Origin of the sequence: Dolichospermum sp. LEGE 00240, assembly GCF_015207875.1 — a bacterium.
GTDB lineage: Bacteria > Cyanobacteriota > Cyanobacteriia > Cyanobacteriales > Nostocaceae > Dolichospermum > Dolichospermum gracile.
In genome coordinates, this window is record NZ_JADEVZ010000034.1 from 25210 (window position 1) to 49478 (window position 24269).

The 24269-nt window shown below is 37.2% G+C and carries 29 protein-coding genes; 13 read left to right on the forward strand and 16 right to left on the reverse strand.

What is annotated here, in order from left to right:
- Positions 1 to 11 precede the first annotated feature (11 nt).
- The 5 genes from IQ226_RS13060 to IQ226_RS13080 form a co-directional block, all read right to left on the reverse strand.
- On the reverse strand, positions 12 to 233 hold the full coding sequence (locus IQ226_RS13060) for a hypothetical protein (protein WP_193895956.1): 222 nt from the start codon (positions 231 to 233) through the stop codon (positions 12 to 14).
- A gap of 226 nt (positions 234 to 459) precedes the next feature.
- Positions 460 to 762, reverse strand: a complete 303-nt coding sequence (locus IQ226_RS13065; RefSeq protein ID WP_370567135.1) for a DUF5615 family PIN-like protein — start codon at positions 760 to 762, stop codon at positions 460 to 462.
- A gap of 117 nt (positions 763 to 879) precedes the next feature.
- Positions 880 to 2493 carry a murein biosynthesis integral membrane protein MurJ gene (murJ, locus tag IQ226_RS13070; protein ID WP_193895958.1) on the reverse strand — a complete coding sequence of 538 codons (1614 nt, stop codon included), beginning with the start codon at positions 2491 to 2493 and terminating at the stop codon, positions 880 to 882.
- 44 nt (positions 2494 to 2537) lie between these two features.
- Positions 2538 to 3059 carry a pentapeptide repeat-containing protein gene (locus IQ226_RS13075; protein ID WP_193895960.1) on the reverse strand — a complete coding sequence of 174 codons (522 nt, stop codon included), beginning with the start codon at positions 3057 to 3059 and terminating at the stop codon, positions 2538 to 2540.
- Positions 3060 to 3138: 79 nt separating this feature from the next.
- Positions 3139 to 4644 carry an LCP family protein gene (locus IQ226_RS13080; protein ID WP_193895962.1) on the reverse strand — a complete coding sequence of 502 codons (1506 nt, stop codon included), beginning with the start codon at positions 4642 to 4644 and terminating at the stop codon, positions 3139 to 3141.
- Positions 4645 to 4954: 310 nt separating this feature from the next.
- Here IQ226_RS13080 and IQ226_RS13085 point away from each other — a divergent pair, with 310 nt between their 5' ends.
- From IQ226_RS13085 to hypB, 11 genes are all read left to right on the forward strand, one after another.
- Positions 4955 to 6019 carry a mannose-1-phosphate guanylyltransferase gene (locus IQ226_RS13085; protein WP_193895964.1) on the forward strand — a complete coding sequence of 355 codons (1065 nt, stop codon included), beginning with the start codon at positions 4955 to 4957 and terminating at the stop codon, positions 6017 to 6019.
- Positions 6020 to 6791: 772 nt separating this feature from the next.
- Positions 6792 to 7952, forward strand: coding sequence for a hypothetical protein (locus tag IQ226_RS13090; protein ID WP_193895966.1), 1161 nt, complete (start codon positions 6792 to 6794; stop codon positions 7950 to 7952).
- A 31-nt stretch (positions 7953 to 7983) separates the two neighbouring features.
- Positions 7984 to 10353 (forward strand): carbamoyltransferase HypF, encoded by a 2370-nt coding sequence (gene hypF / locus IQ226_RS13095; RefSeq protein WP_193895968.1) that lies wholly within the window; start codon positions 7984 to 7986, stop codon positions 10351 to 10353.
- Between the two features lie 60 nt (positions 10354 to 10413).
- Positions 10414 to 10659 (forward strand): HypC/HybG/HupF family hydrogenase formation chaperone, encoded by a 246-nt coding sequence (locus tag IQ226_RS13100; RefSeq protein ID WP_193895970.1) that lies wholly within the window; start codon positions 10414 to 10416, stop codon positions 10657 to 10659.
- A 131-nt stretch (positions 10660 to 10790) separates the two neighbouring features.
- Complete coding sequence (gene hypD / locus IQ226_RS13105) at positions 10791 to 11942, forward strand: hydrogenase formation protein HypD (RefSeq protein ID WP_193895972.1); 1152 nt, start codon at positions 10791 to 10793, stop codon at positions 11940 to 11942.
- A gap of 24 nt (positions 11943 to 11966) precedes the next feature.
- Positions 11967 to 12182, forward strand: coding sequence for a 4-oxalocrotonate tautomerase family protein (locus IQ226_RS13110; protein ID WP_168464984.1), 216 nt, complete (start codon positions 11967 to 11969; stop codon positions 12180 to 12182).
- A 67-nt stretch (positions 12183 to 12249) separates the two neighbouring features.
- Positions 12250 to 13344: a hydrogenase expression/formation protein HypE gene (hypE, locus tag IQ226_RS13115; protein ID WP_193895974.1), complete on the forward strand. Its 1095-nt coding sequence runs from the start codon at positions 12250 to 12252 to the stop codon at positions 13342 to 13344.
- 117 nt (positions 13345 to 13461) lie between these two features.
- The gene (locus IQ226_RS13120; protein WP_193895976.1) at positions 13462 to 13725 is read left to right on the forward strand and encodes a type II toxin-antitoxin system Phd/YefM family antitoxin; all 264 of its coding nucleotides are present in this window, start codon (positions 13462 to 13464) and stop codon (positions 13723 to 13725) included.
- Positions 13697 to 14044 carry a type II toxin-antitoxin system RelE/ParE family toxin gene (locus IQ226_RS13125; RefSeq protein ID WP_228039413.1) on the forward strand — a complete coding sequence of 116 codons (348 nt, stop codon included), beginning with the start codon at positions 13697 to 13699 and terminating at the stop codon, positions 14042 to 14044. The genes IQ226_RS13120 and IQ226_RS13125 overlap by 29 nt, the downstream gene beginning before the upstream one ends.
- A gap of 106 nt (positions 14045 to 14150) precedes the next feature.
- A complete protein-coding gene (gene hypA, locus IQ226_RS13130) occupies positions 14151 to 14492 on the forward strand; it encodes a hydrogenase maturation nickel metallochaperone HypA (RefSeq protein WP_193895978.1) in 342 nt (113 codons plus the stop codon).
- Positions 14483 to 15307 (forward strand): hydrogenase nickel incorporation protein HypB, encoded by an 825-nt coding sequence (hypB, locus tag IQ226_RS13135; RefSeq protein ID WP_193895980.1) that lies wholly within the window; start codon positions 14483 to 14485, stop codon positions 15305 to 15307. The genes hypA and hypB overlap by 10 nt, the downstream gene beginning before the upstream one ends.
- Before the next feature lie 46 nt (positions 15308 to 15353).
- Here hypB and IQ226_RS13140 read toward each other — a convergent pair whose 3' ends face one another.
- The 7 genes from IQ226_RS13140 to IQ226_RS13170 form a co-directional block, all read right to left on the reverse strand.
- Positions 15354 to 15962, reverse strand: coding sequence for a class I SAM-dependent methyltransferase (locus IQ226_RS13140; protein WP_193895982.1), 609 nt, complete (start codon positions 15960 to 15962; stop codon positions 15354 to 15356).
- A gap of 116 nt (positions 15963 to 16078) precedes the next feature.
- Positions 16079 to 16450: a hypothetical protein gene (locus tag IQ226_RS13145; RefSeq protein ID WP_193895984.1), complete on the reverse strand. Its 372-nt coding sequence runs from the start codon at positions 16448 to 16450 to the stop codon at positions 16079 to 16081.
- Positions 16443 to 17441, reverse strand: a complete 999-nt coding sequence (locus IQ226_RS13150; RefSeq protein WP_193895986.1) for an LLM class flavin-dependent oxidoreductase — start codon at positions 17439 to 17441, stop codon at positions 16443 to 16445. The genes IQ226_RS13145 and IQ226_RS13150 overlap by 8 nt, the downstream gene beginning before the upstream one ends.
- Before the next feature lie 18 nt (positions 17442 to 17459).
- The gene (locus IQ226_RS13155) at positions 17460 to 17795 is read right to left on the reverse strand and encodes a hypothetical protein (protein ID WP_193895988.1); all 336 of its coding nucleotides are present in this window, start codon (positions 17793 to 17795) and stop codon (positions 17460 to 17462) included.
- Between the two features lie 97 nt (positions 17796 to 17892).
- A complete protein-coding gene (locus tag IQ226_RS13160) occupies positions 17893 to 18204 on the reverse strand; it encodes a hypothetical protein (RefSeq protein WP_193895990.1) in 312 nt (103 codons plus the stop codon).
- Positions 18205 to 18206: 2 nt separating this feature from the next.
- Positions 18207 to 18470 carry a hypothetical protein gene (locus IQ226_RS13165; protein ID WP_015079389.1) on the reverse strand — a complete coding sequence of 88 codons (264 nt, stop codon included), beginning with the start codon at positions 18468 to 18470 and terminating at the stop codon, positions 18207 to 18209.
- Positions 18471 to 18507: 37 nt separating this feature from the next.
- A complete protein-coding gene (locus tag IQ226_RS13170) occupies positions 18508 to 18936 on the reverse strand; it encodes a hypothetical protein (protein ID WP_193895992.1) in 429 nt (142 codons plus the stop codon).
- A gap of 360 nt (positions 18937 to 19296) precedes the next feature.
- Here IQ226_RS13170 and IQ226_RS13175 point away from each other — a divergent pair, with 360 nt between their 5' ends.
- The gene (locus IQ226_RS13175) at positions 19297 to 19470 is read left to right on the forward strand and encodes a hypothetical protein (RefSeq protein ID WP_193895994.1); all 174 of its coding nucleotides are present in this window, start codon (positions 19297 to 19299) and stop codon (positions 19468 to 19470) included.
- 233 nt (positions 19471 to 19703) lie between these two features.
- On the opposite strand, the gene lipB is transcribed toward IQ226_RS13175, so the two are convergent.
- Positions 19704 to 20390, reverse strand: coding sequence for a lipoyl(octanoyl) transferase LipB (gene lipB / locus IQ226_RS13180; protein WP_193895996.1), 687 nt, complete (start codon positions 20388 to 20390; stop codon positions 19704 to 19706).
- Positions 20391 to 20997: 607 nt separating this feature from the next.
- On the opposite strand from lipB, the gene hpf reads away from it, so the two are divergent.
- Entirely contained in the window at positions 20998 to 21633 is a 636-nt protein-coding gene (gene hpf / locus IQ226_RS13185; RefSeq protein WP_193895997.1) for a ribosome hibernation-promoting factor, HPF/YfiA family, read from the forward strand.
- Positions 21634 to 21681: 48 nt separating this feature from the next.
- Here hpf and IQ226_RS13190 read toward each other — a convergent pair whose 3' ends face one another.
- The 3 genes from IQ226_RS13190 to IQ226_RS13200 all read right to left on the reverse strand — a co-directional run.
- Positions 21682 to 22140, reverse strand: coding sequence for a peroxiredoxin (locus IQ226_RS13190; protein WP_193895999.1), 459 nt, complete (start codon positions 22138 to 22140; stop codon positions 21682 to 21684).
- A gap of 24 nt (positions 22141 to 22164) precedes the next feature.
- On the reverse strand, positions 22165 to 22728 hold the full coding sequence (locus IQ226_RS13195) for a PEP-CTERM sorting domain-containing protein (RefSeq protein ID WP_193896002.1): 564 nt from the start codon (positions 22726 to 22728) through the stop codon (positions 22165 to 22167).
- Between the two features lie 86 nt (positions 22729 to 22814).
- Positions 22815 to 24269, reverse strand: a 1455-nt coding sequence (locus IQ226_RS13200) for a cadherin domain-containing protein (RefSeq protein WP_193896004.1), incomplete at its 5' end; no start/stop codon positions are given.

Sequence of the window (24269 nt, forward strand, 5' to 3'; positions counted from 1 at the left end):
AACTTCATAGCTCATGAGATTTGAGGATTCTGATTAGCAATATATTCTTGAATTGTTTGATAGTCGCCATTTTGATAAGCTTGACGAGCTTCTGCAATTTCGGAGATAGTTTGGGGATTTTGTTCTATTAAATCTTCTTCATCTTCTAAAAGTTGATGTTTTTCTTGTAAATTGAGAGATGAAATTGCCGCAATTAATGATTCAAAGGGAATTTGTAAGTTAACTACTGTCATTATTGATAATTTTTTCAAGGCTAATTATATTTGTAATTATGTCATATTTTCGGCTAATGTATTATCAGAGAGAGAAATTATAGCTATAGGGTAGGTTAGCAACAGTACAAAAAAGGTGCGTTATGCGATCGCTAACACACCCTACAAAACTGAGATATACGTTATTACCAAATCCAAGTATTCAGTTAACAGTGAAAGAGTTGTCAGATATCACGTTTTAGGAAATTTATATAATGTAATTATTTCCTATCTCTTGAAGAGGTTGGATTTGATTAATCCAACCTACATAACGAATCCAAATTACTTTAGGCGGAAAACCTCTCAGAATTGATAATTCATTAAAATCTGCATCTTTGGTAAAAATAATATAGTCTTGATTTTTGGCAATCTCCCACACTGTATAATCTGATTCTTGATCTAATTGCATTAAATAAAGATGATTAGAATTAGGATAAATAACAGCCAAAGAATTAACTAAACTGGGTGATAAATTATGATCAAAGAGAAACGAACACCGACGACTTATCACCCGCAACCCACGCTACAACCAGACAGATATTCCTTTACACGCTTTGGCGATGTTGGAAACTCGTCAACCGGACAAAATATTAATATCCCCGACTTCTTTAATGATTTTATAGTTCTTTCACCCGTTATTTTTTTTCAAAAACTTTTGCTGCATCTTCATTACAAAAATATTTACTTCGGGAATATTCATTCTGGAGGCAATTATCGCAAATACCCCAATTCCCACGACAGCAGATATGGATAATTCTATGAGTAAACTAATTAAAACTGGTTTACCTAACACCTGTCGGGAAGCAACCAAAGTTCCAAAACTGGCTAAACCCGCAATTATACTCCCAACTGTTAACCCCAAAATTGGTACACACCATTCTTGCCAAGGTAAGCCATTAAGTTTGCGATTGAGCAAAAATAACAACATCAACATGGAACTACAATTAACTCCAACTGTAGCTAAAACTAATCCAGGCGCACCAAAAGGTTCAACTAATATTAAATCTAATACAGCATTAAGAAAAATATTAAATATACTAATTTTAAAAGGCGTTTGTCCATCACCTAAAGCATAAAATACTCTCACCAAAACATCACGCCCTAGATAGACAAACATTCCAATTCCATAGGCCATTAATAGAGAAGATACTAACTGAGTTGCTTCTTGTTTAAATGCTCCCCGTTGATAAACTAACTGGACAATTGGCACAGATAAGGATACCATTAATGCCCCTAAAGGTAGCATGGTAACGGCAGTTAATAAAAGTCCTTGACGAATGCGTAATTTTAATTGTTCCCAATTCTCTGGGTGAGAAAGTTTGGCAAATATTGGTAATAAAGGCAGTAAAATAATGTTAGAAATAATCCCCAAGGGAGTTTGAACTAAGAGATTTGCGTAGTTAAAACCTGCGGCTGCACCAACAATAGGACTAGCGAAATAAAGGTCAGTGGCGACATTAATTTGCATCATTCCTGATGATATTGTCGCTGGAGTCATAATTTTAATTACTTCTTGAACACCGGGAGATTTGAAGTCAAATCTTAGGCGTAATCTGCCTAATCCTAAGCGCCATTGCACAATAAGCTGTACTAACCATTGCAGAATTCCTCCTGCCAAAGTCCCCCAAGCTAACACCATGCCACCCGTTAAAGCATATTCTGGACTAATAATTTCTTTTCCGTGTTGCCAGGCTAAAATAGCAATGCCGATAATAACAGTAATACTAGATAATAAAGGACTAATGGATAATAACCAATATTGATTAGCTGCATTTAAAGTCCCAAAACCAATGCCAATTAAACCGGCAAATAAGGTCAAAGGAGCCATAATTTGGATTTGACGGATAGCGATCGCTCTTGTAGTTGTCTCTAAGCCATGACCAACTAAATCAATAATATACTCAGCGCGGAAAATCTGGGCAAATGTCACCACCAGCAATAATCCACCAACAAGAGTTGTTACTGTTTCTACAATAGGTGCAGCTTCCTCCTTTTTATGTTTAGCTAAAACACTGACAATGGCACTATGTAAAGGTCCGTTGACACCACCAAGTAAAATTAAAATAAACCCGGGGATAATATAGGCATAACTATAAGCCGTAGCAGCTGCACCCACACCAAAAGCTGCAGCGATTATTTGCTGTCTAATTAAACCAAATACCTTACTAATCAATGTTGCTGCGGCAACAATACGAGCAATTTGAGCGAAAGAATGAACAGCTTTTTTTTGTTGTTGTGTCACGAATATTAGTAGTCAGTGGTCAGTTTTTAGTTGTTATTTGTTTGTTAGTTGTCAGTTTTTTTACGACAACCCAAACTATCGCGGGTAGAAATACCAGTTACCGGATTAATACCATTTGCCCTTTGACAAAGTAGGGATACTTGATAACGGTCAATAAGTGCGTCCGTGAAATCAGCACCAGTGATATCCGCATCATAAAAGCGGCTACGGGTTAAAGTTGCTTCTGTGAAAATAGCGTTTCTTAGATTAGCACTATCCAAGGTAACACGATCAACCAAAGCACCTGTTAAATTTGCAGCTTCTAAATTGGCTTTTAATAAAACGCCTTTGGTCAAAATTGCGTTAGTTAAATTTGCACCTTGGAAATTTGCTCCCCGCATTTCTGCCGCCACAAAGGTTTCCCCAACTAAATCAGTATAGGAAAAGTCACGGTTTTCCAAACTGGCATTATTGTAATTAATGGTGTTAATTTGAGCAAAAGCTGGTTGAGGATTCGTAATTACCGAAAATCCTGCCAAAATAGAAACCAATATTAAACTCAAAAATCGGCAAAAAATCTTGTTCATAAATTTTAAATTTGTAGAAGGCAAGAGGCAAGAGGCAAGAGGCAAGAGTAAATATTACCAATTACCTATTACCTATTACCTATTTCCAATCCTTACCAATGCGAATTGTGAGGTCAGATTCCAAATCACCATTGCCAGAAACTTCGATTTGTCCTAAACCTAAAACTTGTCGCAAGTCAATTCCTGGTTGTCGGCTGCCCTTTTGGACAATAATCTGAGTTTGGCGTTGAGTATCTGGCCAATCTGGGACCACATAAACATTAGTAAAACCTTTCTGTTTTAGATAAGTAACTACTTTTTCCGTTAACTGAGGTTGGTTAGTGGTATTTTGCACGGCAATTCTTTGAATAGAAACCGGTCTGGTATCTGATTTAATGCCAGTTATATCTACCCCAACATAATCATTTAATAAGGTTTGTTGTCCGGTCATGTTCAACCAGTAGCTGTTGGCATCTTGACTGAATTTACTAAATGTACCAGGTAACATGGACATTTGGAAATTATCCCGGTCTACATTGACGGAAAAATTCGCCAATGCCATCATTTCTTCCATTTTTAGGTTCGTGTCAAAATACTTTCGCATGACGCGGGTTAATTGGGGCAGCCTGGGTAAAACAGTGGGACTGTTGAGGCGTTGCATTAAAGCATTTATTAGTGATTGTTGTCGCTGAACTCTGGGTAAATCGCCTGTACCCTCTTCACGAAAACGGGCAAACTGTTCTGCCTGTTCACCGTTGAGGTTTTGCCAACCCCTGACTAAATTCACGGCAAAGCCACCAGCCTGATCTTGATAATTCATAGTTTGAGGGACAAATACATCCACACCACCCAACTGTTCCACTAATTCCCGAAAACCGCTAGTAGAAATGCGGATATACCGATCTATGGGAGCATTACCTAAACTCCGACTAACTACTCTGGCGGCTAAAACTGGGCCACCTTTGGCGTTAGCTTCCGATACCTTCGTTAATCCCTGTTCGGGAATAGCTATCATTGTCCCTCTGGGAATAGACAGTAGGCGAATAGATTTATCACTGGGATTAAGCCGCACCAACATCATGGTGTCGCTTTTACCAGCAAAACTTTCTGGTGAACCGTCTACAGTACCCGGAACTGGTTCAATGCCCATAATTAAAATATTCATGGGTTTTGATAGTTTGTACTGAGAAAGTTTAGTCCATAAGTCCCCAGGTACTTTGATTTGGTCTTGTTTATTAGAACTGAATTCATCATCTTTCCCTTGGTCGAGATTGCTCCAGAGGGGGGTCCATAGTGCCAAACTTGATGCTAGTAATCCAGATAGAATTATCCCTAAAACAATTGTTAAGACCCACAATAACCAGCGGGGAACTGTTAAGCCTAAGCGGTCATAGAGTTCGTTGGGAATAGCACCGACGGATTCAACTACGTTCCGAGAAGAGTTAACTGATGGTTTTGGTTTCACCGGCGAAGTGGCGGCTGGTGCTGGTTGGGTTGCTACCTGATTTTCCGACATTTGAACTGGGGGCTGTTTTACCTCCGGTTCTGAAGTTGGGACTTGTTGCGGTACTACCTGATTTTCTGACCATTGAATTTGTTTAATCATAATTTTCTCCCCACTCAACCACTCCTTAAAGGTATGTTAATACAAGCTACAAATACTGCGAGTTAAAACTCGTTATGGAAATTTTAGATTTTGTGAAAAGTTCATCGGATATTTTTTTATTGCTGTCCTCAGAGTTTCAATCAGTGATAATTACAACATACTCAACCAAAAAAATTCATCAGTGAAGATCATCTAAAAATGAATGAATGTACACTTACAGCAGATACCCAGGCATTTTTACTCCTGACTCCTGACTCCTGACTCGGTGAATTCTGCTGTATATTGTTCTGAATTACCGATGTATGCCAATATGAATAATTTATTTTTTCCTGTGATTCTAGCTGGTGGTAAAGGTGAGCGTTTTTGGCCTTTGAGCCGACTAGACCGACCTAAGCAATTTTTAAGCCTTGATGGTAGCTCAAGAAGTTTACTACAAGCAACTGCTGATAGATTATTAGTTCTGTCCGGTGGTTGGGAAAATTTGTGGGTGATTACTTCTAGTCCCATTGCTCAAGGGGTGCGAGAACAACTTCCTGATTTACCAGAGTCAAATTTACTGATTGAGTCCCAGGGTCGGGACACTGCTGCGGCTGTTGCTTGGACAAGTTTAGAAATTAAAAAGCGTTACGGGGAAGATGCGATTATTGGCTTTTTTCCTGCTGACCACTGGATTGCTGACCCGGAGATATTTGCCGAAACTTTAGCGGCTGCTCAGGATTTGGCGACTAAGAAAGCAGCGATTGTGACTTTGGGGATTAAACCTAATTTTCCATCCACTGGCTATGGTTATATTGAACAAGGCGAAAAGATAAGTAGTTTCAATGAGTTACCAGTGTATCATGTGAACCGTTTTACTGAAAAGCCCGACCGGGAAACGGCGGAAACTTTTTTGTCAACGGGACGGTTTAGTTGGAATAGCGGGATGTTTGTTTTTCGAGCTGGTGTTGTTTTGTCAGAATTACGCACCCATGCACCAGAAATTATGGAACCTTTGGAACAGTATGGTCCTGATATTTATCCCCAGTTACCTAAGAAAAGTATAGATTATGCTTTGATGGAAAAAACCAGTCTAGCTTATGTTTTGCCTGTAGCATTTGGTTGGGATGATCTGGGTGATTGGAATGCTATTGAACGTTTGCTGAAGCAGGATGATAATCCTAATGTAGAACTTGCTACTCATGTGGGTTTAGATACCCAAGGATCAATTGTTTATGCTTCTAATGCTGATGATGTCATTGTCACGATTGGTTTAGAGGATGTGGTAATTGTGCGCGATCGCAATGTTACTCTGGTAGTTAAGAAGGATCGCACCCAAGAAATTAAGCAGATTTTGAAAATTCTGCAAAATGATGGGCGATTTACGGGTTTATTGTAAAATTTACAACCCTTAGTAGATGGCTCAAAGTCTTGCTGCTGATTATAACTCATTGGGTAGTATTCGGAGTGGTCAACATGGGAGACTCGGTCTAGACAAGTAATTGAGCGATTGAGACTAGCCATGAACACCGGCAAAAAAACCAACAGAGACCAGGCCAAAAAGAAACACTGACCAATGGTGGCAATGCCTTGTCCATTTTCTGTAAGTTGGGTTAAGTGACAGCGCAACCCAACCCTCATGTTACCTGAGTTCGGTGTTAGGAGTTCGGAGTTCAGAGACGCTACGCGAACGGAGTTATGATTTTTTCAACGAGATCATCAGGGTTTGAGACTCATACTTGGGGCAGTTTTCCACAAATTATCTTATGTCGAACTCAGGTTCATGTTGGTTTTCAAGCTAACATAATTGCCGTTAAGTAGGTTAGCCTTGAAAATCGTCGTTATGGCAAGGCAAGAGGCAATAGTGAAGAGGGTTTGGGGGATTTTACTTTTCCTTACACAGATTGGTTTTATTGTGTTCACCTACTTATGCAAAAATATGTGAACGAAGGATGGATTTTATCGTTTAACTTTTCGGTAAATTCCAGATATAAGGAAAAATATCATCTAACTAAATTAACTCCGCAACGAAGAAATTATACAGGTTTAAAAAATTGTCATTGTTTTAACAGAAACTTTGCGACTAATGCAGGAAATTGATAGAACTATTCCAGATTTACCACTAGAGTAAAAACTGGGATAATTAATAAATATTACTTCCTGAAACCACATTGCAAACACAAGATATCCCCTGCTTAGATCTCTCCCCTCATGGTGCAAAAATAATATTAGGAAACAATATTACACCAGAACAATTAGTAATTCCCCTTGCACCTACTCCTACAACAATGTTTGGACCCCGTGCAGCTTGTTTATTATCACCAACAGGACCATTATGGGTAGCAGATACAGGACATCATCGTTTATTAGGGTGGCGAAATCTACCCACAAAAGATCATCAACCTGCGGACTGGATAATAGGACAACCTGACTTTTATACTGAAGGACAAAACGCCAAAGGTACACCGGGAAAATCTACATTTAGTGTACCTACTAGTATTTGTAAATGTGGTGATGGTTTAGCGGTTGCCGATGCCTGGAATCATCGTATTTTAATCTGGTATAATATTCCTAAAGATAGTCACATTTCCGCAGATTTAGTATTAGGACAAACAAATTTTATTGATAATGAACCAAATCGAGGTAATCAACAACCTGCGGCAAATACCTTACATTGGCCTTATGGTATTTTCTCTTATCAAGGTAAATTATTTATCGCTGATACCGGAAATCGTCGGTTATTAATTTGGAATCAATTACCCACAGAAAATGGACAACCTGCGGATATAGTTTTGGGACAACCAGATATGATATCACGCAATGAAAATGGGGGTGGTTCTCCCACTGCCGCCAGTATGCGTTGGTGTCATGATATCACCCTTTGGGATGATAATTTAGTTGTTGCTGATGCAGGTAATAACCGGGTAATGATTTGGGAAGGAATACCAACAGAAAATAATACTGCTTGTGCGGTGGTTTTAGGACAAAAAAACTTCAATTTTGTAGAATTAAATCAAGGTGTTTATTTCCCCAGTGCCAGTAGTTTAAGTATGCCTTATGGGGTAGATGTTGCGGAGGATTGGTTAATAGTTGCTGATACAGCTAATTCTCGTTTGCTAGGATGGAAAAAACGAGCATCTATTTTATTATTGCAGGGTGCAAATGCTGATGGTGTGATGGGACAAGATAACTTTACAAATAAAAGTGAAAATCGGAATTTTGGACTACCAACAAGACAAAGTTTAAATTGGTGTTATGGAATTAAGGTTTGTGGGGAAACTGCGGTGGTTGCTGATTCTGGGAATAATCGTGTTTTGATTTGCAAGTTTTAATTATCTCACGCAAAGGCGCAAAGGAAGAAAAATGCCGATTGAAGAAATTCGGGTTTGTGGGACTGTGCAAGGTGTGGGTTTTCGTCCTACTGTGTATCGCTTGGCAAAGGTTTTGGGGGTGAAGGGTGATGTTTGTAATGATGGGGAAGGGGTGTTAATTCGTGTTTCCGGTAGTGAGGAAGAAATAACGGAGTTTGTCAATAAATTATATCAAGAATGTCCTCCTTTGGCAAGAATTACTGAGTTAATTAGGAGTCAATATTTGGGTGAGTTTGATTTTGATAATTTTGTGATTTCTCGCAGTATTAATAGTGTGGTAAAGACGGAAATTTCTCCTGACGCTGCCACTTGTAATCAATGTCAAAAGGATATTTTCGATCCTTTTAGTCGTTATTTTCGTTATCCTTTTACTAATTGTACTCATTGTGGACCAAGGCTGAGTATTATTCGGGCTATTCCTTACGATAGAAATAATACTAGTATGGTGAATTTTTCAATATGTCAGGAATGTGAAAAGGAATATCAAGATGTAGAAAATCGTCGGTTTCATGCCCAACCTGTGGCTTGTTTTGTATGTGGACCGCGTGCATGGTTAGAAAGGGCTGACGGTAAACCTGTGATATCTGATATGTTTTCCATGTTAGATGATGTGGATGCTGTTTGCACTTTATTACAAAAGGGTGAAGTTGTTGCTATTAAGGGTTTAGGAGGTTTTCATTTAGCTTGTGATGCAACTTTAGAAAATGCAGTTATAAAACTCAGAAATCGTAAAGTTCGTTATCATAAACCTTTGGCTTTAATGGCAAGAGATATAAATATTATTTCTGAATATTGCTATATTAATGATTTAGAGAAAGAATTATTAACAAGTCCAGCAGCACCAATAGTTTTATTAAATATTAAAGATAACCATAAATTAGCATCTGACCTAGCACCGGGACAAAATACTCTTGGTTTTATGCTACCTTATACACCATTACATCATTTAATTCTCAGAAGAATGAAAGTACCAATAGTTTTAACTAGTGGTAATATTTCTGATGAACCACAATGTATAGATAATGAAGATGCAAAAGATAAGTTATCGGAAATAGCTGATTATTTCCTCTTACATAATCGTGATATTGTTAATAGAGTAGATGATTCTGTAGTGCGAGTTATTGATAATCAAATTCAAACTCTCAGACGCGCTAGAGGATATGCACCTGCACCAATTGTTTTACCTCCAGGATTTGCAAAAGTACCGCATATTTTAGCAATGGGTAGCGAGTTAAAAAATACCTTTTGTTTGTTAAGAGAAGGTGAGGCAATTTTATCACAACATTTAGGAGATTTAGAAAATGCGGCTGCTTTTAATGCTTATCAAGAAACATTGAATTTATATCTGAATTTATTTGAACATCAACCAGAAATAATTGCTATTGATAAGCATCCAGAGTATTTGTCTTCTAAACTTGGCAAAGAACTAACAGAAAGTAATAACATTAAATTAGCAGAAATTCAACATCATCACGCCCATATTGCTGCCTGTATGGCAGAAAATCAAATTCCCTTAAATACAAAACCCATTTTAGGCATAGCTTTTGATGGGTTAGGATATGGTGAAGATGGTACACTGTGGGGAGGAGAATTTTTACTAGCAGATTATGGTAACTCTCAAAGATTGGCGACATTTACACCAATGGCAATGATAGGAGGAAAACAGGCAATTTATCAACCTTGGAGAAATACATACTCTCAATTAATTAATGCTTTTACTTGGGAAGAACTTCAAAAAAAATACAGTGATTTAGAAATCATCAAATTTTTAGAACATAAAAACCCCAAACTACTCAATCAAATCATAGAGAAAGGTATTAATTCGCCCTTAACATCATCAGTAGGCAGATTATTTGATGCAGTTGCCGCCGCAACAGGTATTTGTCGAGAACAATGTAGTTATGAAGGACAAGCAGCAATAGAAATGGAAACAATAGCTGATGTCAATATTTTAAACAATGATGAAGAAATTCTGAATTATTCCTTTAAATTTAAAAAATCAGATAATATTTATTATATCAATACATCTCCAGCATGGCGAGAAATCCTCAATGATATTAAACAGCACATCTCCTCATCAGAAATAGCTGCAAAATTTCATAAAAGTTTAGCTATTACTGTTGTAACAATGGTTCAACAACTTAGACAAGAACATGAATTTAATCAGGTAGCATTAACAGGAGGTGTATTTCAGAACCAAATTCTATTACAACAGGTAAAAATGCGAATAGAAAAATTAGAAATTAATGTATTAACTCATAGTATAGTACCAACAAATGATGGCGGTTTATCATTAGGACAAGGTGTAATTGCCGCCGCTAAATATATAAAAAGATCCCCGACTTCTGAGATTAAGTTATAATTTATTCATTAAATTATAAAATAAGTTGGGGATCTGGAATCTTAAAAAAGGAAAACTAAAATGTGTTTAGGAATACCCGGACAAATAATAGAAATAACCAGCCCCGAACATAAACTAGCTATGGTTAATATTGGAGGAGTCAAAAGACAAATAAATATAGCCTGTATAGTTGACGAACAACACCCACCAGAAGCTTGTATAGGAGATTGGGTATTAGTTCACGTTGGTTTCGCCATGAACAGAATCAACGAACAAGAAGCCGCAGAAACATTACAATTATTGCAAGAAATAGCCGCCTTGCACTAAAGTACAAGGCTAATAGCAAAAGTCCGTTAAAACGGACTGGAAAAACAAAATGATGACATTCTAGCTAATCAATTTATGTTTTGTGAAGTAATTAATCCAAAATCCAAAATCTAAAAAAATTTAAAATTGATATGAAATATGTAGATGAATTTCGTAACCCAGAAAAAGCCCTTGCTTTACAAAAAGAAATTAAAAAACTCAGCCAACAAATAGACAGACATTTAAAAATAATGGAAGTATGTGGAGGACATACCCATGCGATTTTTAAATATGGAATCGAAGAAATATTACCCGATAATATAGAATTAATTCATGGTCCTGGTTGTCCAGTTTGCGTCATGCCTAAAGGGAGAATAGATGATGCGATCGCCCTCTGTCAACTACCCAACGTCATATTTACCACATTTGGTGACGCAATGCGCGTACCTGGTGCAAAAACTAGCTTATTGCAAGCTAAAGCCCAAGGTGCGGATATTCGCATGGTTTATTCACCCTTAGATAGTCTGAAAATAGCCAAAGAAAACCCCCATAAAGAAATCATCTTCTTTGGTTTAGGCTTTGAAACTACAGCCCCCAGCACTGCTTTTACCATCCTCCAGGCAGCCGCAGAAAATATTACTAACTTTAGTATGTTTTCTAATCATGTGTTAGTAATTCCCGCCCTCCAAGCATTATTAGAAAATCCCGATTTACAACTTGATGGTTTTGTTGGTCCAGGTCATGTAAGTATGGTAATAGGAACAGAACCCTATGAATTTATTGCCCAAGAATATCATAAACCCATCGTTATTTCTGGCTTTGAACCATTAGACATCTTCCAATCAATTTGGATGTTATTAAAACAAATAGTAGAAAATCGTTGTCAAGTCGAAAATCAATATAATCGTTTGGTAGAACCTAGCGGAAATCAAAACGCCTTAATAGCCATGAATCAAGTTTTTGCAGTGCGGGAAAAATTTGCATGGCGTGGTTTAGGAGAAATCCCCAATTCTGGTTTCAAAATCCGCGCAGAATATGCCCAATTTGATGCTGAAGCTAAATTTACAATTCCTAATTTAAAAGTAGCAGATCATAAAGCTTGTCAATGTGGAGAAATTCTCAAAGGAGTTTTAAAACCTTGGCAATGTCAAGTATTTGGAACAGCTTGCACACCAGAAACACCCATAGGAACTTGTATGGTTTCCTCCGAAGGTGCTTGTGCAGCATATTACAAATATGGGCGACTTTCAACTATGGCTAAACGAGATAAATCAGGTGTATCGTCCCAACCACTATCAATCTAAATTGCACAATTTGAGGAAAATGATATGCCTTTTGTTACTGTCCAAATTGGTAAAGGTCACTCCATAGAAAAAAAGCGAAAATTAGTTAAAGCTGTAACCGATGCTTTAGTTTCTGCTTTAGGAACAAAACCCGAATGGATAACCGTACATATTGACGAATTTGAACGGGAAGATTGGGCAGTTGGTGGCATTTTACATTACGATAAACACAATGGTAGACATGAAGAAACAGGTAGATAATTAATTAAAATGACAGGTATATTGCCTGTCATACAAGAAAAAATTATACTTATAAAGCAATTTTAAAATGCCAATTAACCCTAATCAAAATTTACTCTTTCAAAAAATCGAACAAGTCCGTCGTCGTGCAGGAAAAGTGAGAGATACTCATATTAATTTATCTCATGGTAGTGGTGGTAAAGCCATGAGAGATTTAATCGCCGATATATTTGTGAAAAGTTTTGATAATCCCATTCTTGCCCAATTAGAAGACCAAGCCACATTTGATTTAGCCAGTCTTTCTCAACATGGAAAGCGACTAGCATTTACCACAGATTCTTATGTAGTAGACCCCTTATTTTTCCCTGGTTCAGACATAGGAGAACTAGCAATAAATGGCACAATTAATGATTTAGCCGTGAGTGGTGCAAAACCTTTATATCTCACTTGTAGCGTCATTTTAGAAGAAGGTTTACCAGTGGAAACCTTACGCCGTGTAGTTGCCAGTATGCAGAAATCAGCCCAAAAAGCTGGAGTACAAATAGTCACAGGAGATACCAAAGTTGTGAATCGTGGTTGTGCCGATAAATTATTTATTAATACTGCCGGAATTGGCATAATTCCCCCAGGAATTGATATTTCTCCTCGCAACATTCAACCGGGAGACATAGTAATTATTAATGGAGAAATCGGAAATCATGGCACAGCAATATTAATTGCCAGAGGAGAATTAGCATTAGAAACAGATATAGAAAGCGACTGTCAACCATTACATGAATTAGTCGCTGAAATCATCAAAGTTTGCCCCCAAATTCACGCCATGCGAGACGCAACCAGAGGAGGTTTAGCCACAGTATTAAATGAATTTGCCCTCACTTCTAACTTAGGAATACGCATTAATGAAAACGCAATTCCTATTCGAGAAGAAGTAAATGGAGTCTGTGAAATACTCGGTTTAGAACCATTATATTTAGCCAACGAAGGAAAATTAGTCATTATTGCCCCTCCAGAAAAAGCCGATTTAATTTTAGCAACAATGAAAAACCACCCCACAGGAAAACAAGCATCTATCATAGGTGAAATTATTCCCACACCACCAGGAATAGTCCTATTAAAAACCAAATTTGGTGCAGAAAGAATCATAGATATGCTAGTCGGCGACCAACTCCCAAGAATATGTTAATCTTAGGACAGGTTGACGTAAGGAAACCCAACATTTTCTATCATGAAAGCAGAAGTTGGGGATCTGGTGCAGGAATTAGTGATATAATCATGTACAATACTTATTTGTGAAGAGAATATGTTAAAACACCTCACAATTACAGAAGCACAACAGCAAATTTTAGATTTGCCAGATGATGTACAACAAGAGCCAATAATTATTACCAAACATGGTAAACCGGTTATGGCCGCTATTAGTTTTGAGCAATATGAATCTTTATTAGAAACTTTAGCAATTTTATCTGATAAAGAATTTACCCAACAGTTACAAGAAAGTATAGCTCAAGCACACAGGGGAGAAACTATTAATTGGCATGATGCAAAACTCAAACTCGGACTTTGAAAAACCACAAACTGATAATATTGAATTTGAAATTCAGTTAACACCTTTAGCATTAGAGATGTTAGCAAATATTAAAGATAAACGTCACCAGAAAACTCTAAGTTCACGAATTGATAAACTAAAAATAGAACCAGAAAAACAGGGAAAACCTTTAACTGGACAACTAATAAATTATCGCAGTCTTAGGGCTGTAGGGCAACGCTACCGTATAGTTTATCAAGTAGAAAATGATAAGGTAGTTGTTTTAGTAGTTGGTATAGGTTTAAGAAAGGATGGTGATAAGGCAGATATTTATAATCTATTACAAAAATTATTATAGTTTAGGTTAAGCAACAGCGCAACCCAACAAATTAACAAAATATTGTTTAAAATGTTTGGTTTCCTTACGTCAACCCAACCTACAATGTTGTCTCTTAAATTATGCTATGCACGAACTAGGAATAACTCAGAATATCATCGCTATAGTTAGCGAAAATGCCCAAAATAAAAAAGTCCAAAGAGTATTATTAGAAATTGGTCAATTATCAGCTATTATGCCAGATGCAATTAAATTCTGTTTTGATATTTGTTCCCAAGGTACAATAGTCGAAGGGGCAAGATTAGAAATATTAGAAATACCTGGGATAGCTAAATGTCGTCAATGTAGTGCAACTTTTCCTATAGATAAACCTTTTGGAATTTGTCAATGTGGTAGTGTGCAATTAGATATAATAACTGGTGAAGAATTAAAAATCAAAGAAATTGAAGTGGAGGATTTATGTGTGTAACTTGCGGTTGTAATGATGATAATCAAATGAGAATTACAAATATGGAAAATGCAGATCATCATACCCATACCTTACCAGATGGGACTGTAATTACCCATACTCATCACCATCAAGAAACGCCCCAAATTCACGCTAAAATACATAATACGACAATATCTTTAGAACAGGAAATTTTAGGTAAAAATAACTTATTAGCTGCCCAAAATCGCGGCTGGTTTAAAGGTCGAAATATTCTGGCTTTAAATTTAATGAGTTCTCCAGGTGCGGGAAAAACTACATTATTAACTCGGACTATTAATGATTTAAAAGATAAATTAACTATTAGTGTGATTGAAGGTGATCAAGAAACAACTAATGACGCGGAAAAGATTAAACAAACAGGTTGTAAAGTCGTACAAATTAACACGGGTACAGGCTGTCATTTAGACGCTTCCATGATAGAAAAAGGGCTGCAAGAATTGAATCCTCCCCTTAATTCTGTGGTGATGATTGAAAATGTCGGGAATTTGGTTTGTCCGGCTTTGTTTGACTTAGGAGAACAGGCTAAGGTGGTAATTTTATCGGTGACGGAAGGGGAAGATAAACCAATTAAATATCCTCATATTTTCCGTAATAGTGAGATTATGATTTTGACAAAAATTGATTTATTACCTTATATACAGTTTGATGTTCAACGCTGTATTGAATATGCAAAACAGGTTAACCCAAAAATACAAATTTTCCAAGTTTCTGCTAATACAGGGGAAGGATTGACAGGTTTGTATGGTTGGTTATCTCAACAGGTGAATAATTCATCAAATTTGATTTCTGTTTAAATATTAAAATGGTGCGTTACGCTGTCGCTAACGCACCCTACGTGGATTATTTTTGAAAAACCGTTAATAATACAAACCCCAATAAATTATAGTGACCTACACAAGTTAATCCAGCATTATTACTCATTTCTTCTCTTTGTTTTTTGCTGTAAAACCTAATTCCTGTGGGAGAATGGGGGGTAATTTGACATGGTGATGAGTTATTAAAAGTAATATCTACTAAATAAAATTTACCACCAGGAGAAAGTACCCTTGCTACCTCATTTAAAACCTGTTCTGGGTGGGGATAATGCAAAAAGCTGATAGTATTAAAAACTGCATCAAATTGTCCCTCAGCAAAGGGGAGATGTTCAGCGTTACCTTCCAGATAAATTAATCGCGGACGGTGGCGGTTATTTTGTCTTGCTACCCGTAACATTTGGGGAGATAAATCTAAACCTGTAGCTGTGATTTCTGGAAATTGTGTTGCTAATCTATTTAATAAGCGTCCAGTCCCACAACCTAAATCTAGAATATTTGCATTTGGTTGTAATTCAACTTTTGTCAATAATCTTTTGTGGATAGCTTGGTAAATAAAAGAAGGAAATGCCCAATCATAACTATTTGCCCAACGGTCAAATAATTCTTTTTTATTATTGACAAAGTTACTAATCATGGCTGCTATATTTTTGTATTTACTTTATTATAACAAAAGAAAAAGATAGATCATATAGATCCCCGACTTCTTTGAGAAGTCGGGGATCTTGTCGTAATTAAAATATAATTTAGGACTTACAACCAATCTCGATAGGCGGAAATTTCGGTTACTCCAATTTCAAAGGGTGATCCTTTTCCAAAAGGAGGATAAACGCGAATTTTGGCATTTTTAGTCAATCTTTCTAGTCTATTTCCCAATTGGGGAATATTGCTGACTATGTGCCAATAAGCAACTATATCGGGACAGTCTACAATTAACATCAAAGTCGTCTTATCTGTAGTCATGTACCACTGACAATTAGATAGTAATACTTGGGTAATGCGATCGCACGCATAGAAAAAGCATCTACCTATAGATTGTTCCAACTCCAAATGGAGAATACCATCCTCTTTTGTCACCTTTGCAGGAGGTAAATCATCAGGTGGAAGCAAAGAAAGTTTAGACATAATTCCGCACCTCTTGATTGTAGCGTTGCAAACTTTCTCGATTTTTTTGTAAAGAAAAAGATGAGGGTTTTAACGCTAGTGTGCTGACATTTAATTCGTCCTGAAATTTCTTGATTTTGTCACGACAACCGTTAACATCACCGATAATTGAATTCTCAATCAAATAGTCTTCATCGAAACAAATATTTGTCCGATCAAATGCTGGTTGTTGAGGACTTTTCTGCATTACTTGAGTTGAGTTAGCAGTCATTTCTTTGCTGAAGTGGCGAATAAAAGGCAATGCTTCATTTACCGCTTCATCATGGGTTTTACCTACAAAAAAGAACCGGGCTAACATGAACTTTTCAGCACCACTGGAATTAAATTCCCGATACTTATTGACTGTCTTTCGCAATCTTTCTAGAGAAAAAGGTGGACCACCCATTAAGCCAAAGGAATTTTCAGCAGCAAATTTAACTGCATCATCGTCACCACTAGCAACATAAATGGGAATTGGTTTTTGCAATGGTTGGGGATGAATTGTGAGATTTTCACATTGATAATATTTGCCATTAAATGATACGTCAGTCTCATATAACAGCTTTTGAATCAATGTTACTGACTCTAACATTCTGGTACGAGATTCCTGAGTTGTCACCCCAAAATGTTTATTTTGCTGTGGAAATGGACCACCTTTAGCTACCCCAAAAGCCAGTCTTCCACTACAAAGATTATCCAAAGTAGCAATATCTTCAGCTACGCGGATTGGCTGATGAAATGGCAATAATACCGCCGCAGTTCCTAGACGAATTTGTGAAGTTACACCCGCTAAATGTGCCAATAATAATAGAATTGAAGGACTGAGATTGAACTCATTAAAATGATGTTCTGTTACCCAAGCCTCTTCAAAACCTAAATTCTCCGCTTCTTTTACCAATAAAACTTGCTCAAAGATAGTGCGTCTAGCATCTAGGTGATGATTTTCGTAATTGCAGAAAAGTCCTGTTTTCATTGTTGACCAAATATTAGATTAGGCTGCGACTAATTGCAACTCCAACCATAATCGAGGTTCAGACTGCTTTAACTTCGACATAGGGTCACGTAGCAATCGTTTAGCATTAAGAAAAACTACTTGAATTAACCCCATATTTTCGGCTAATTCTCTCAGGATTTCTTTTTGAGGTTGAATACAGGGCATTATGTCTTCTCGACAATAAATTCCTATATATTGAAACCGTTTTGCAGGTCGTCCCCAAAAACAAGTAATAACTTTCACATGACAGCCTTCTAAGAGTTCTCCCACGGCTGGGTAATAGTCATTTACGACTCTAAGAAATTCTTGGGCTAGGATGTCTTCAGTAATCATCTGACTGATTTTTCTGTAACTTCCATAACTCTATTGATTATAACATATAATAAATAAGATCCCCGACTTCTTTAAGAAGTCGGGGATCTGAAACCTTTTATCGAGAATTGCGTTCTGCTACTAAAACATCAGCAATAATATCTGGTAGACTTTTCAAATCGGTATATCCTTCTGAACCAGAAATTGGGGAAATAAAAGTATAGTTAGGGTCACAAACTCCTGTGTCATAAACCTGCATAAACCATCTATCAGGTAATCCCTCTACACCCAATTCTACAATGTACCAACTCTCACCCATTAACCGAGAATTAATCACTGTAAACCAATCTCTATAATCATCACCAATATTCCAATCTGCCAAAAGAAATTCTAATGATATTTTTCCGGCATCAGTTGCAGTCAATAACATTATTACTCCTGAGTGACAACTTGATTAGAAACTTCAGGATATAAACCTAATTCTTTTGCTAGTTGTTTAGCCACAAAAAATAGAAATTGCGCTCCATCTTGATTACCTTGATGGGCAAACATTGTGGCTACTTGTAACATTGCTTGCACTAATCCAGAATCAATTAATTCCGGTTGTGCTTCCAAAACTTCTGGTTCTTGACCATTAGGACATTGGAGAAGTTCATCAATTAAATTAAAATACTGTGTTTGGCGTTCGTCTGTCATGATAATTTAGTTTATGGTGAATGATTAATTGGCAAAATTACTGTTCGATGCTTTGTTGCCACATTCTTTCCAACATGGCAATGTGTTCTTTTAATACAGCAGCACGGTAGACAAGATATCTGTCATAAGCGATAATTCCCACACCAATACAAATTGGTGTCACCAAAAATAACCATTGCAAAATTGTGACTAATTTATATTTTTTTGCAGCAATTTTTAGTTGATGTAGAAAATTATTGTCAGATAATTTGACCTTGACTAAAGGTGTCTGAGTCTTGATAATTTTTGTTTGGGGAACTAATTGAGGAGATGCTATATTTATTTTCGGCAATTCACAGGATAAATTCTGTGTTTTAACGAACTCTCTATGTTGTTCCCAAACTATAGCAAATACTACTACCCCTGGAGAAATTAATGCTAAAGTTACCAAACTTACGGTCAGCACATTTAAAAGTTTGACTTTCATATTTTTCTCCATTACCAGGTATCAACTACCTAGAAAGAAAATTTATATTAGTAGGTTTATTTTTCGCACCTTTTTTTATTCAAAAATATGCTGATCAAAAATCTTCTCAAAAAACAAAATCCTGTCCTTTGGTATTGAGTAATACGGACAGTATTAAGATAACTTTTGAGAGATATAGAAGGTAAGAAGTCCCCCCTAATTCGTCAGACTTTCATCTTAGGAACTTCGGGGGGTAGAGGGGAATCTCTGCGTAAATCCTATATCGTTTATATCAGTTGCCCCTTTAGTCCCAATTTTAAGTGAGTTCAATTAATATTATTAAGATGATTACGACAATACTCACAGTCTGTCATCCTGACTGTGCCAGCATTAAAAAAAATATTTGGTGTGGGGGTGCTAGTATTTTTTGAGTGGGGTACTAGCATTTTTGAGGAAGGGGACGGGGTATTTTGTACTCAAAGCCAAATTAATATCGGCTATTGGTTTGAGATATTTATTAGGGAAGATTCACAAGTACAAACTGTACTCAAATGACAGGATCTCATGACAAGGCTAGACCTAAGATATCTTGAATAACTCAGAAACAAAATTAAGATATTCTAAGAAAGTTAGAACAGTATTATTTTCAACACAAACAAAGTTTTTTGCAATTAAAATAGTCAGGTATTTATGGGTAGAGATAATTTAGATGCGTTTCCTCTGGGGTTGGGGTGAATAAATTTCATAGTGTTACTGATGAATCGTTTTTGGGCGCAGGCCCTACCTCCCTACTTTCTGAATTTTGGATGGTCAGAATTTACTAGGGTTACGTCAAATACTTCTGCAAAACATTGATTTATAGAATCACGGACTTGGTTACAGCTAATGTCGGGAAGCCATGTCGCTAAACTGCTAACTGGTTTATCAATAATGCCACAGGGAATAATTTGTTTAAATCCTGTCATATCTGGACAAACATTTAAGGAAAAGCCGTGCATGGTAATCCACTTGCTCACTTTTATGCCGATTGCAGCAATTTTGTATCCTTCTAGCCAAACTCCGGTAAAACCAGGAATCCGTTCTCCTTTCAAGTCGTAATTTGCTAAAACGCGAATTAATACCTCCTCAAGTTGACGCAAGTACCAGTGGAGGTCTTGACGGTAATGACGCAAGTTTAAAATGGGATAACCTACCAATTGTCCTGGACAATGATATGTGACTTCGCCACCTCTTTCAATGCGATGCACATCATAAGCACTTTTGTCAAGATTAAATTTAATAAATTCTGGGTTTGCTCCTGTCCCCAAGGTGTAAACAGGGGGATGTTCTAGTAAAATTAGGACATCATCTAGTTCTGGGTTGTGAATGCGCTCTGCAACTAGCGATCGCTGCCACTGATGAGCAGTTTCATAAGGCATTACGCCAACATTATATAGTAAACAACGGTACGGAGTTAATTGAGTGCTAGGAATCATCAGTGAATAGGTAATAAGCAAGAAAGAGGCAAGAGGTAAGACACCCGATCCCTATCATTTCCCAAAATATAACGAACAAATGTCAAGCTATGCAAAGGATCTTAAAGGAACGTCAAGGGAATATACTTTGGAACCCACAAGGTGCTAATTTGAATATATAACCTGAATGGATGTTGGGAGGAGAGCATTAAGCTAAGACAATACCAACTAATTTACTGACTGATGGCAACTTAAAAATTTATTTGTATCAATCAGGATCAAATTTCCCAAAAGGGTTGTATTCTCTATACAATAGTAAACGAGACTGGGGGACAAAAAAGGCGAGGACTCCTATTTTGGTAAAGTTCCATAGAAGTAAGCGTTTAAAAGAACCATATCTCAAGAAGCCTAATTCAATAGTTTTGCTTAAATAGCCAATTGCTTAACAACCAGTTGGAAACAAGACGACAAATAAGCGCGAACTTGAAGATGCAAGAAGTGTTAAAAATGCTAAAAGGCAATGTCTTAGGAATAGGTGACGATTTGTACTGGTGGCAGTGATAGGCCTTACCGCAATTTCTATTCCTAACTGAAAACATCACATATAATATTGAGCGGGAGAGTTTACATGAAGCTTGTCATCCACGGTAAAAATATTGAAATCACTGATGCAATTCGTGAATATGTGCATCAAAAGATTGAAAAAGCAGTTAGTCACTTCCAGAACATCACCAATCAAGTGGATGTCCATTTGAGCGTAGCCCGCAATCCCCGAATAAGTACAAAGCAAGCGGCAGAAGTGACTATTTATGCTAATGGTAGTGTTATCCGTGCGGAGGAAAGCAGCGAAAGCTTATATGCAAGTATTGACCTAGTTGCAGATAAAATTGCTCGGCAATTACGGAAATATAAGGAAAAAAGGCAGGATCATCAAACTCAACCTATATCAACTAACGAAGTAGTAGCACCAGAAACTGTAGCAGCGGATCTAATAGGCGATCGCACCGCTGAATTACCCGAAGAGGTGGTTCGCACTAAATACTTCTCCATGCCTCCCATGACAGTAGCAGAAGCGCAGGAACAACTGCAATTGGTGGGTCATGACTTTTATATGTTTCATAATGCCGAAACAGGTGAGATTAACGTCATTTATGAACGTAATCACGGCGGTTATGGAGTCATTCAACCCCGCAATAACGGTAATGGCAACGGCAAAAATGGCAAATCGGCTAATGCTGGTGTAGCAGAAAAATCTAAAGTTTAATTGTCGAGAGTTAGATCCCCGACTTCTTAGAGAAGTCGGGGATCTTATTTATGCTGCTAGTTGTTGCAGGGTTTTTAATGCCTCTTCAACATGACCTTTAAAGTTCAACATGGAATCAAATACATATTGAACTACACCGTTTTGATCAATGAGGTATGTAACTCGGCCGGGAATGAAACCAAAAGCGGTAGTTGCGCCATATTGTTTTCGGACTTTATCACCTTGATCACTTAGAAGTGTAAAAGGTAAATTGTATTTATTTGCAAACCTTTGATGAGATTCCCTAGAGTCACCACTCACACCAATAACTTCAGCACCAGCGGCTTGAAACACTTCATATTGATCTCGAAAAGCGCAAGATTCTACAGTGCATCCTGGTGTATCATCCTTGGGATAAAAATAGAGGACAACGGATTTTTGACCCCGAAAGTCTTCCAGACTGACGTTTTTGCCATTTTGGTCAAGTAAACTAAAATCAGGCGCGGTATCTCCAACTTTGATAGACATATTAAAATTATTAATTAGGGAGTGTCAAGATTTAGAATTGCCAGTGTATTTACGTTTAGCCCAAACACCAATACCAAAAAGAATTGTACTACCTAATATTGGTAGGGTATCAGTTTCCCAAGGAACAGCCTGAATTTGAGCATTACTTAGGGTGAGAGTTGATTGACCTGTTGAATCATTAACGTCAACAACTCCAATACCAATATTATAACTTCCCGGTGAAGTGAAGGCATAACTATAAGTACCATTATTACCAGTTAAGGGTTGAATATTATTGGCAATCGTTACAAAAGCTTGATCTTGATTGTTTTGGTTAAATTGCCATTGAAAGCTAAATACATCTCCAGAATTAATGTTACTAAAGGTACTTTTAATGGCTGAACCATAAGTATTGTCTGGGATAACAGTTGAAAAATTGGTCGGGTCAATACCCAGGAAATCCTCCAAGCTACCAGTACCACCACTGGTTTCAACCGTATTCAATGAACCTGAGTAAATAACTGTGTTGTTACTAGTAACATCTCCAATGGAGTTAAAAGTGTTTAAATTAACTAAGTTGATGGAGTAAGCAGGAGCAGAGATTGCCATGGAACTGATACCAGTGGACAAGGTTATACCGATGGTGATCAGAGGGTTTTTAAATTGAGTCAACATAGAGATCCTGATAGAAAATGTTAAAACACAAAATTGTTGACGTTGTTTAACTGGGTGGTAGTGATATTATCAACCTGAAGGAAGTTCTTAAATATGGCACTACCTGAAGTACCATCCCGGTCAATTTGCAAAAAGGTACTACCGATATTACTGCCAGTTCCCGCTACAAATCTGATGTATTTATCCGCAATAGGATTAGTGCCATTATAACTAATACTACTGACTAATTTAGTAAGAACAATTTTGTCTCCTCCCACAGTAAAATCCGTAATCCGTTGTCCCACATCTCGAAGATCGGTAAACACGAACAAATCATTACCCGCACCTCCGGTAATGGTTTTTGCCCCTGGACCGCCTATAATATAGTCAGAAACAGCAGTTCCTACAATTGGGTTACGTCCATTGTTAATTGAAGGATTACCACTAATTTCATTGAGATCATTGACCCCAATAGTTAATTGTTTTTCGTAACTTAACCCCCCTTGGTCTGTGGTTTTGACAAGGATGCTGTAACTACTCTTAGTTTCAAAATCGGGAGAAGCATTAATTTTCAGTTGATTACTACTAATAGTAAAGAGATTATTATCCGTGTCTCCCGCACCACTTATCAGAGTATAGGTGAAAGTATTACCCGCATCAACATCCGTCGTGCTGAAGTTTCCAATTACAGTCAGAGGGGCGACATTTTCGTTAATATTGGTATTGCTAAGGATGAGATTTGTTGGGGTTTCGTTAACATTGGTAACACCAATAGTTAATTGTTTTTCGTAACTTAACCCCCCTTGGTCTGTGGTTTGGACACGGATGCTGTAACTATTCTTAGTTTCAAAGTCGGGAGAAGCATTAATTTTTAGTTGATTGCTACTAATGCTAAAGACATTATTATCCGTGTCTCCCACACCACTGATCAGAGTATAGGTGAAGGTATTACCCGCATCGGGATCTGTGGTGCTGAAATCTCCAACTACAGTCAGAGAGGCAACATTTTCGTTAATACTGGTATTGCTAAGGATGAGATTTGTTGGGCTTTCGTTAAGATCATTGACGTTAATAGTTAATTGTTTTTCGTAACTTAACCCCCCTTGGTCTGTGGTTTTGACAAGGATGCTATAACTATTCTTAGTTTCAAAATCGGGGGAAGCATTAATTTTTAGTTGATTGCTACTAATGGTAAAGACATTATTATCCGTGTCTCCTGCACCGTTTACCAGACTATAGGTAAATAATGTGTTACCTGCATCAGGATCTGTGGCGCTGAAATCTCCGATTACAGTGAGAAGATCAACATTTTCGTTAATACTGTTATTGCTAAGGGTTAGACTTGTTGGGGCTTCGTTAAGATCATTGACGTTAAGAGTTAATTGTTTTTCATAACTTAACCCCCCTTGGTCTGTGGTTTTGACAAGGATGCTGTAACTACTCTTAGTTTCAAAATCGGGGGAAGCACTAATTTTCAGTTGATTACTATTAATGGT

Coding starts and splice junctions, on each gene's coding strand:
- IQ226_RS13165 (WP_015079389.1), bottom strand. CDS start 18,470: ATGACAGACGAACGCCAAACACAGTATTTTAATTTAATTGATGAACTT.
- IQ226_RS13150 (WP_193895986.1), bottom strand. CDS start 17,441: ATGAAAACAGGACTTTTCTGCAATTACGAAAATCATCACCTAGATGCT.
- IQ226_RS13060 (WP_193895956.1), bottom strand. CDS start 233: ATGACAGTAGTTAACTTACAAATTCCCTTTGAATCATTAATTGCGGCA.
- IQ226_RS13125 (WP_228039413.1), top strand. CDS start 13,697: ATGATGCAAAACTCAAACTCGGACTTTGAAAAACCACAAACTGATAAT.
- hypB (WP_193895980.1), top strand. CDS start 14,483: ATGTGTGTAACTTGCGGTTGTAATGATGATAATCAAATGAGAATTACA.
- IQ226_RS13170 (WP_193895992.1), bottom strand. CDS start 18,936: ATGAAAGTCAAACTTTTAAATGTGCTGACCGTAAGTTTGGTAACTTTA.
- lipB (WP_193895996.1), bottom strand. CDS start 20,390: ATGATTCCTAGCACTCAATTAACTCCGTACCGTTGTTTACTATATAAT.
- IQ226_RS13190 (WP_193895999.1), bottom strand. CDS start 22,140: ATGTCTATCAAAGTTGGAGATACCGCGCCTGATTTTAGTTTACTTGAC.
- IQ226_RS13120 (WP_193895976.1), top strand. CDS start 13,462: ATGTTAAAACACCTCACAATTACAGAAGCACAACAGCAAATTTTAGAT.
- IQ226_RS13140 (WP_193895982.1), bottom strand. CDS start 15,962: ATGATTAGTAACTTTGTCAATAATAAAAAAGAATTATTTGACCGTTGG.
- IQ226_RS13085 (WP_193895964.1), top strand. CDS start 4,955: ATGAATAATTTATTTTTTCCTGTGATTCTAGCTGGTGGTAAAGGTGAG.
- IQ226_RS13155 (WP_193895988.1), bottom strand. CDS start 17,795: ATGATTACTGAAGACATCCTAGCCCAAGAATTTCTTAGAGTCGTAAAT.
- IQ226_RS13080 (WP_193895962.1), bottom strand. CDS start 4,644: ATGATTAAACAAATTCAATGGTCAGAAAATCAGGTAGTACCGCAACAA.
- hypE (WP_193895974.1), top strand. CDS start 12,250: ATGCCAATTAACCCTAATCAAAATTTACTCTTTCAAAAAATCGAACAA.
- hpf (WP_193895997.1), top strand. CDS start 20,998: ATGAAGCTTGTCATCCACGGTAAAAATATTGAAATCACTGATGCAATT.
- hypD (WP_193895972.1), top strand. CDS start 10,791: ATGAAATATGTAGATGAATTTCGTAACCCAGAAAAAGCCCTTGCTTTA.
- IQ226_RS13100 (WP_193895970.1), top strand. CDS start 10,414: ATGTGTTTAGGAATACCCGGACAAATAATAGAAATAACCAGCCCCGAA.
- hypF (WP_193895968.1), top strand. CDS start 7,984: ATGCCGATTGAAGAAATTCGGGTTTGTGGGACTGTGCAAGGTGTGGGT.
- IQ226_RS13110 (WP_168464984.1), top strand. CDS start 11,967: ATGCCTTTTGTTACTGTCCAAATTGGTAAAGGTCACTCCATAGAAAAA.
- IQ226_RS13160 (WP_193895990.1), bottom strand. CDS start 18,204: ATGTTATTGACTGCAACTGATGCCGGAAAAATATCATTAGAATTTCTT.
- IQ226_RS13075 (WP_193895960.1), bottom strand. CDS start 3,059: ATGAACAAGATTTTTTGCCGATTTTTGAGTTTAATATTGGTTTCTATT.
- IQ226_RS13145 (WP_193895984.1), bottom strand. CDS start 16,450: ATGTCTAAACTTTCTTTGCTTCCACCTGATGATTTACCTCCTGCAAAG.
- hypA (WP_193895978.1), top strand. CDS start 14,151: ATGCACGAACTAGGAATAACTCAGAATATCATCGCTATAGTTAGCGAA.
- IQ226_RS13195 (WP_193896002.1), bottom strand. CDS start 22,728: ATGGCAATCTCTGCTCCTGCTTACTCCATCAACTTAGTTAATTTAAAC.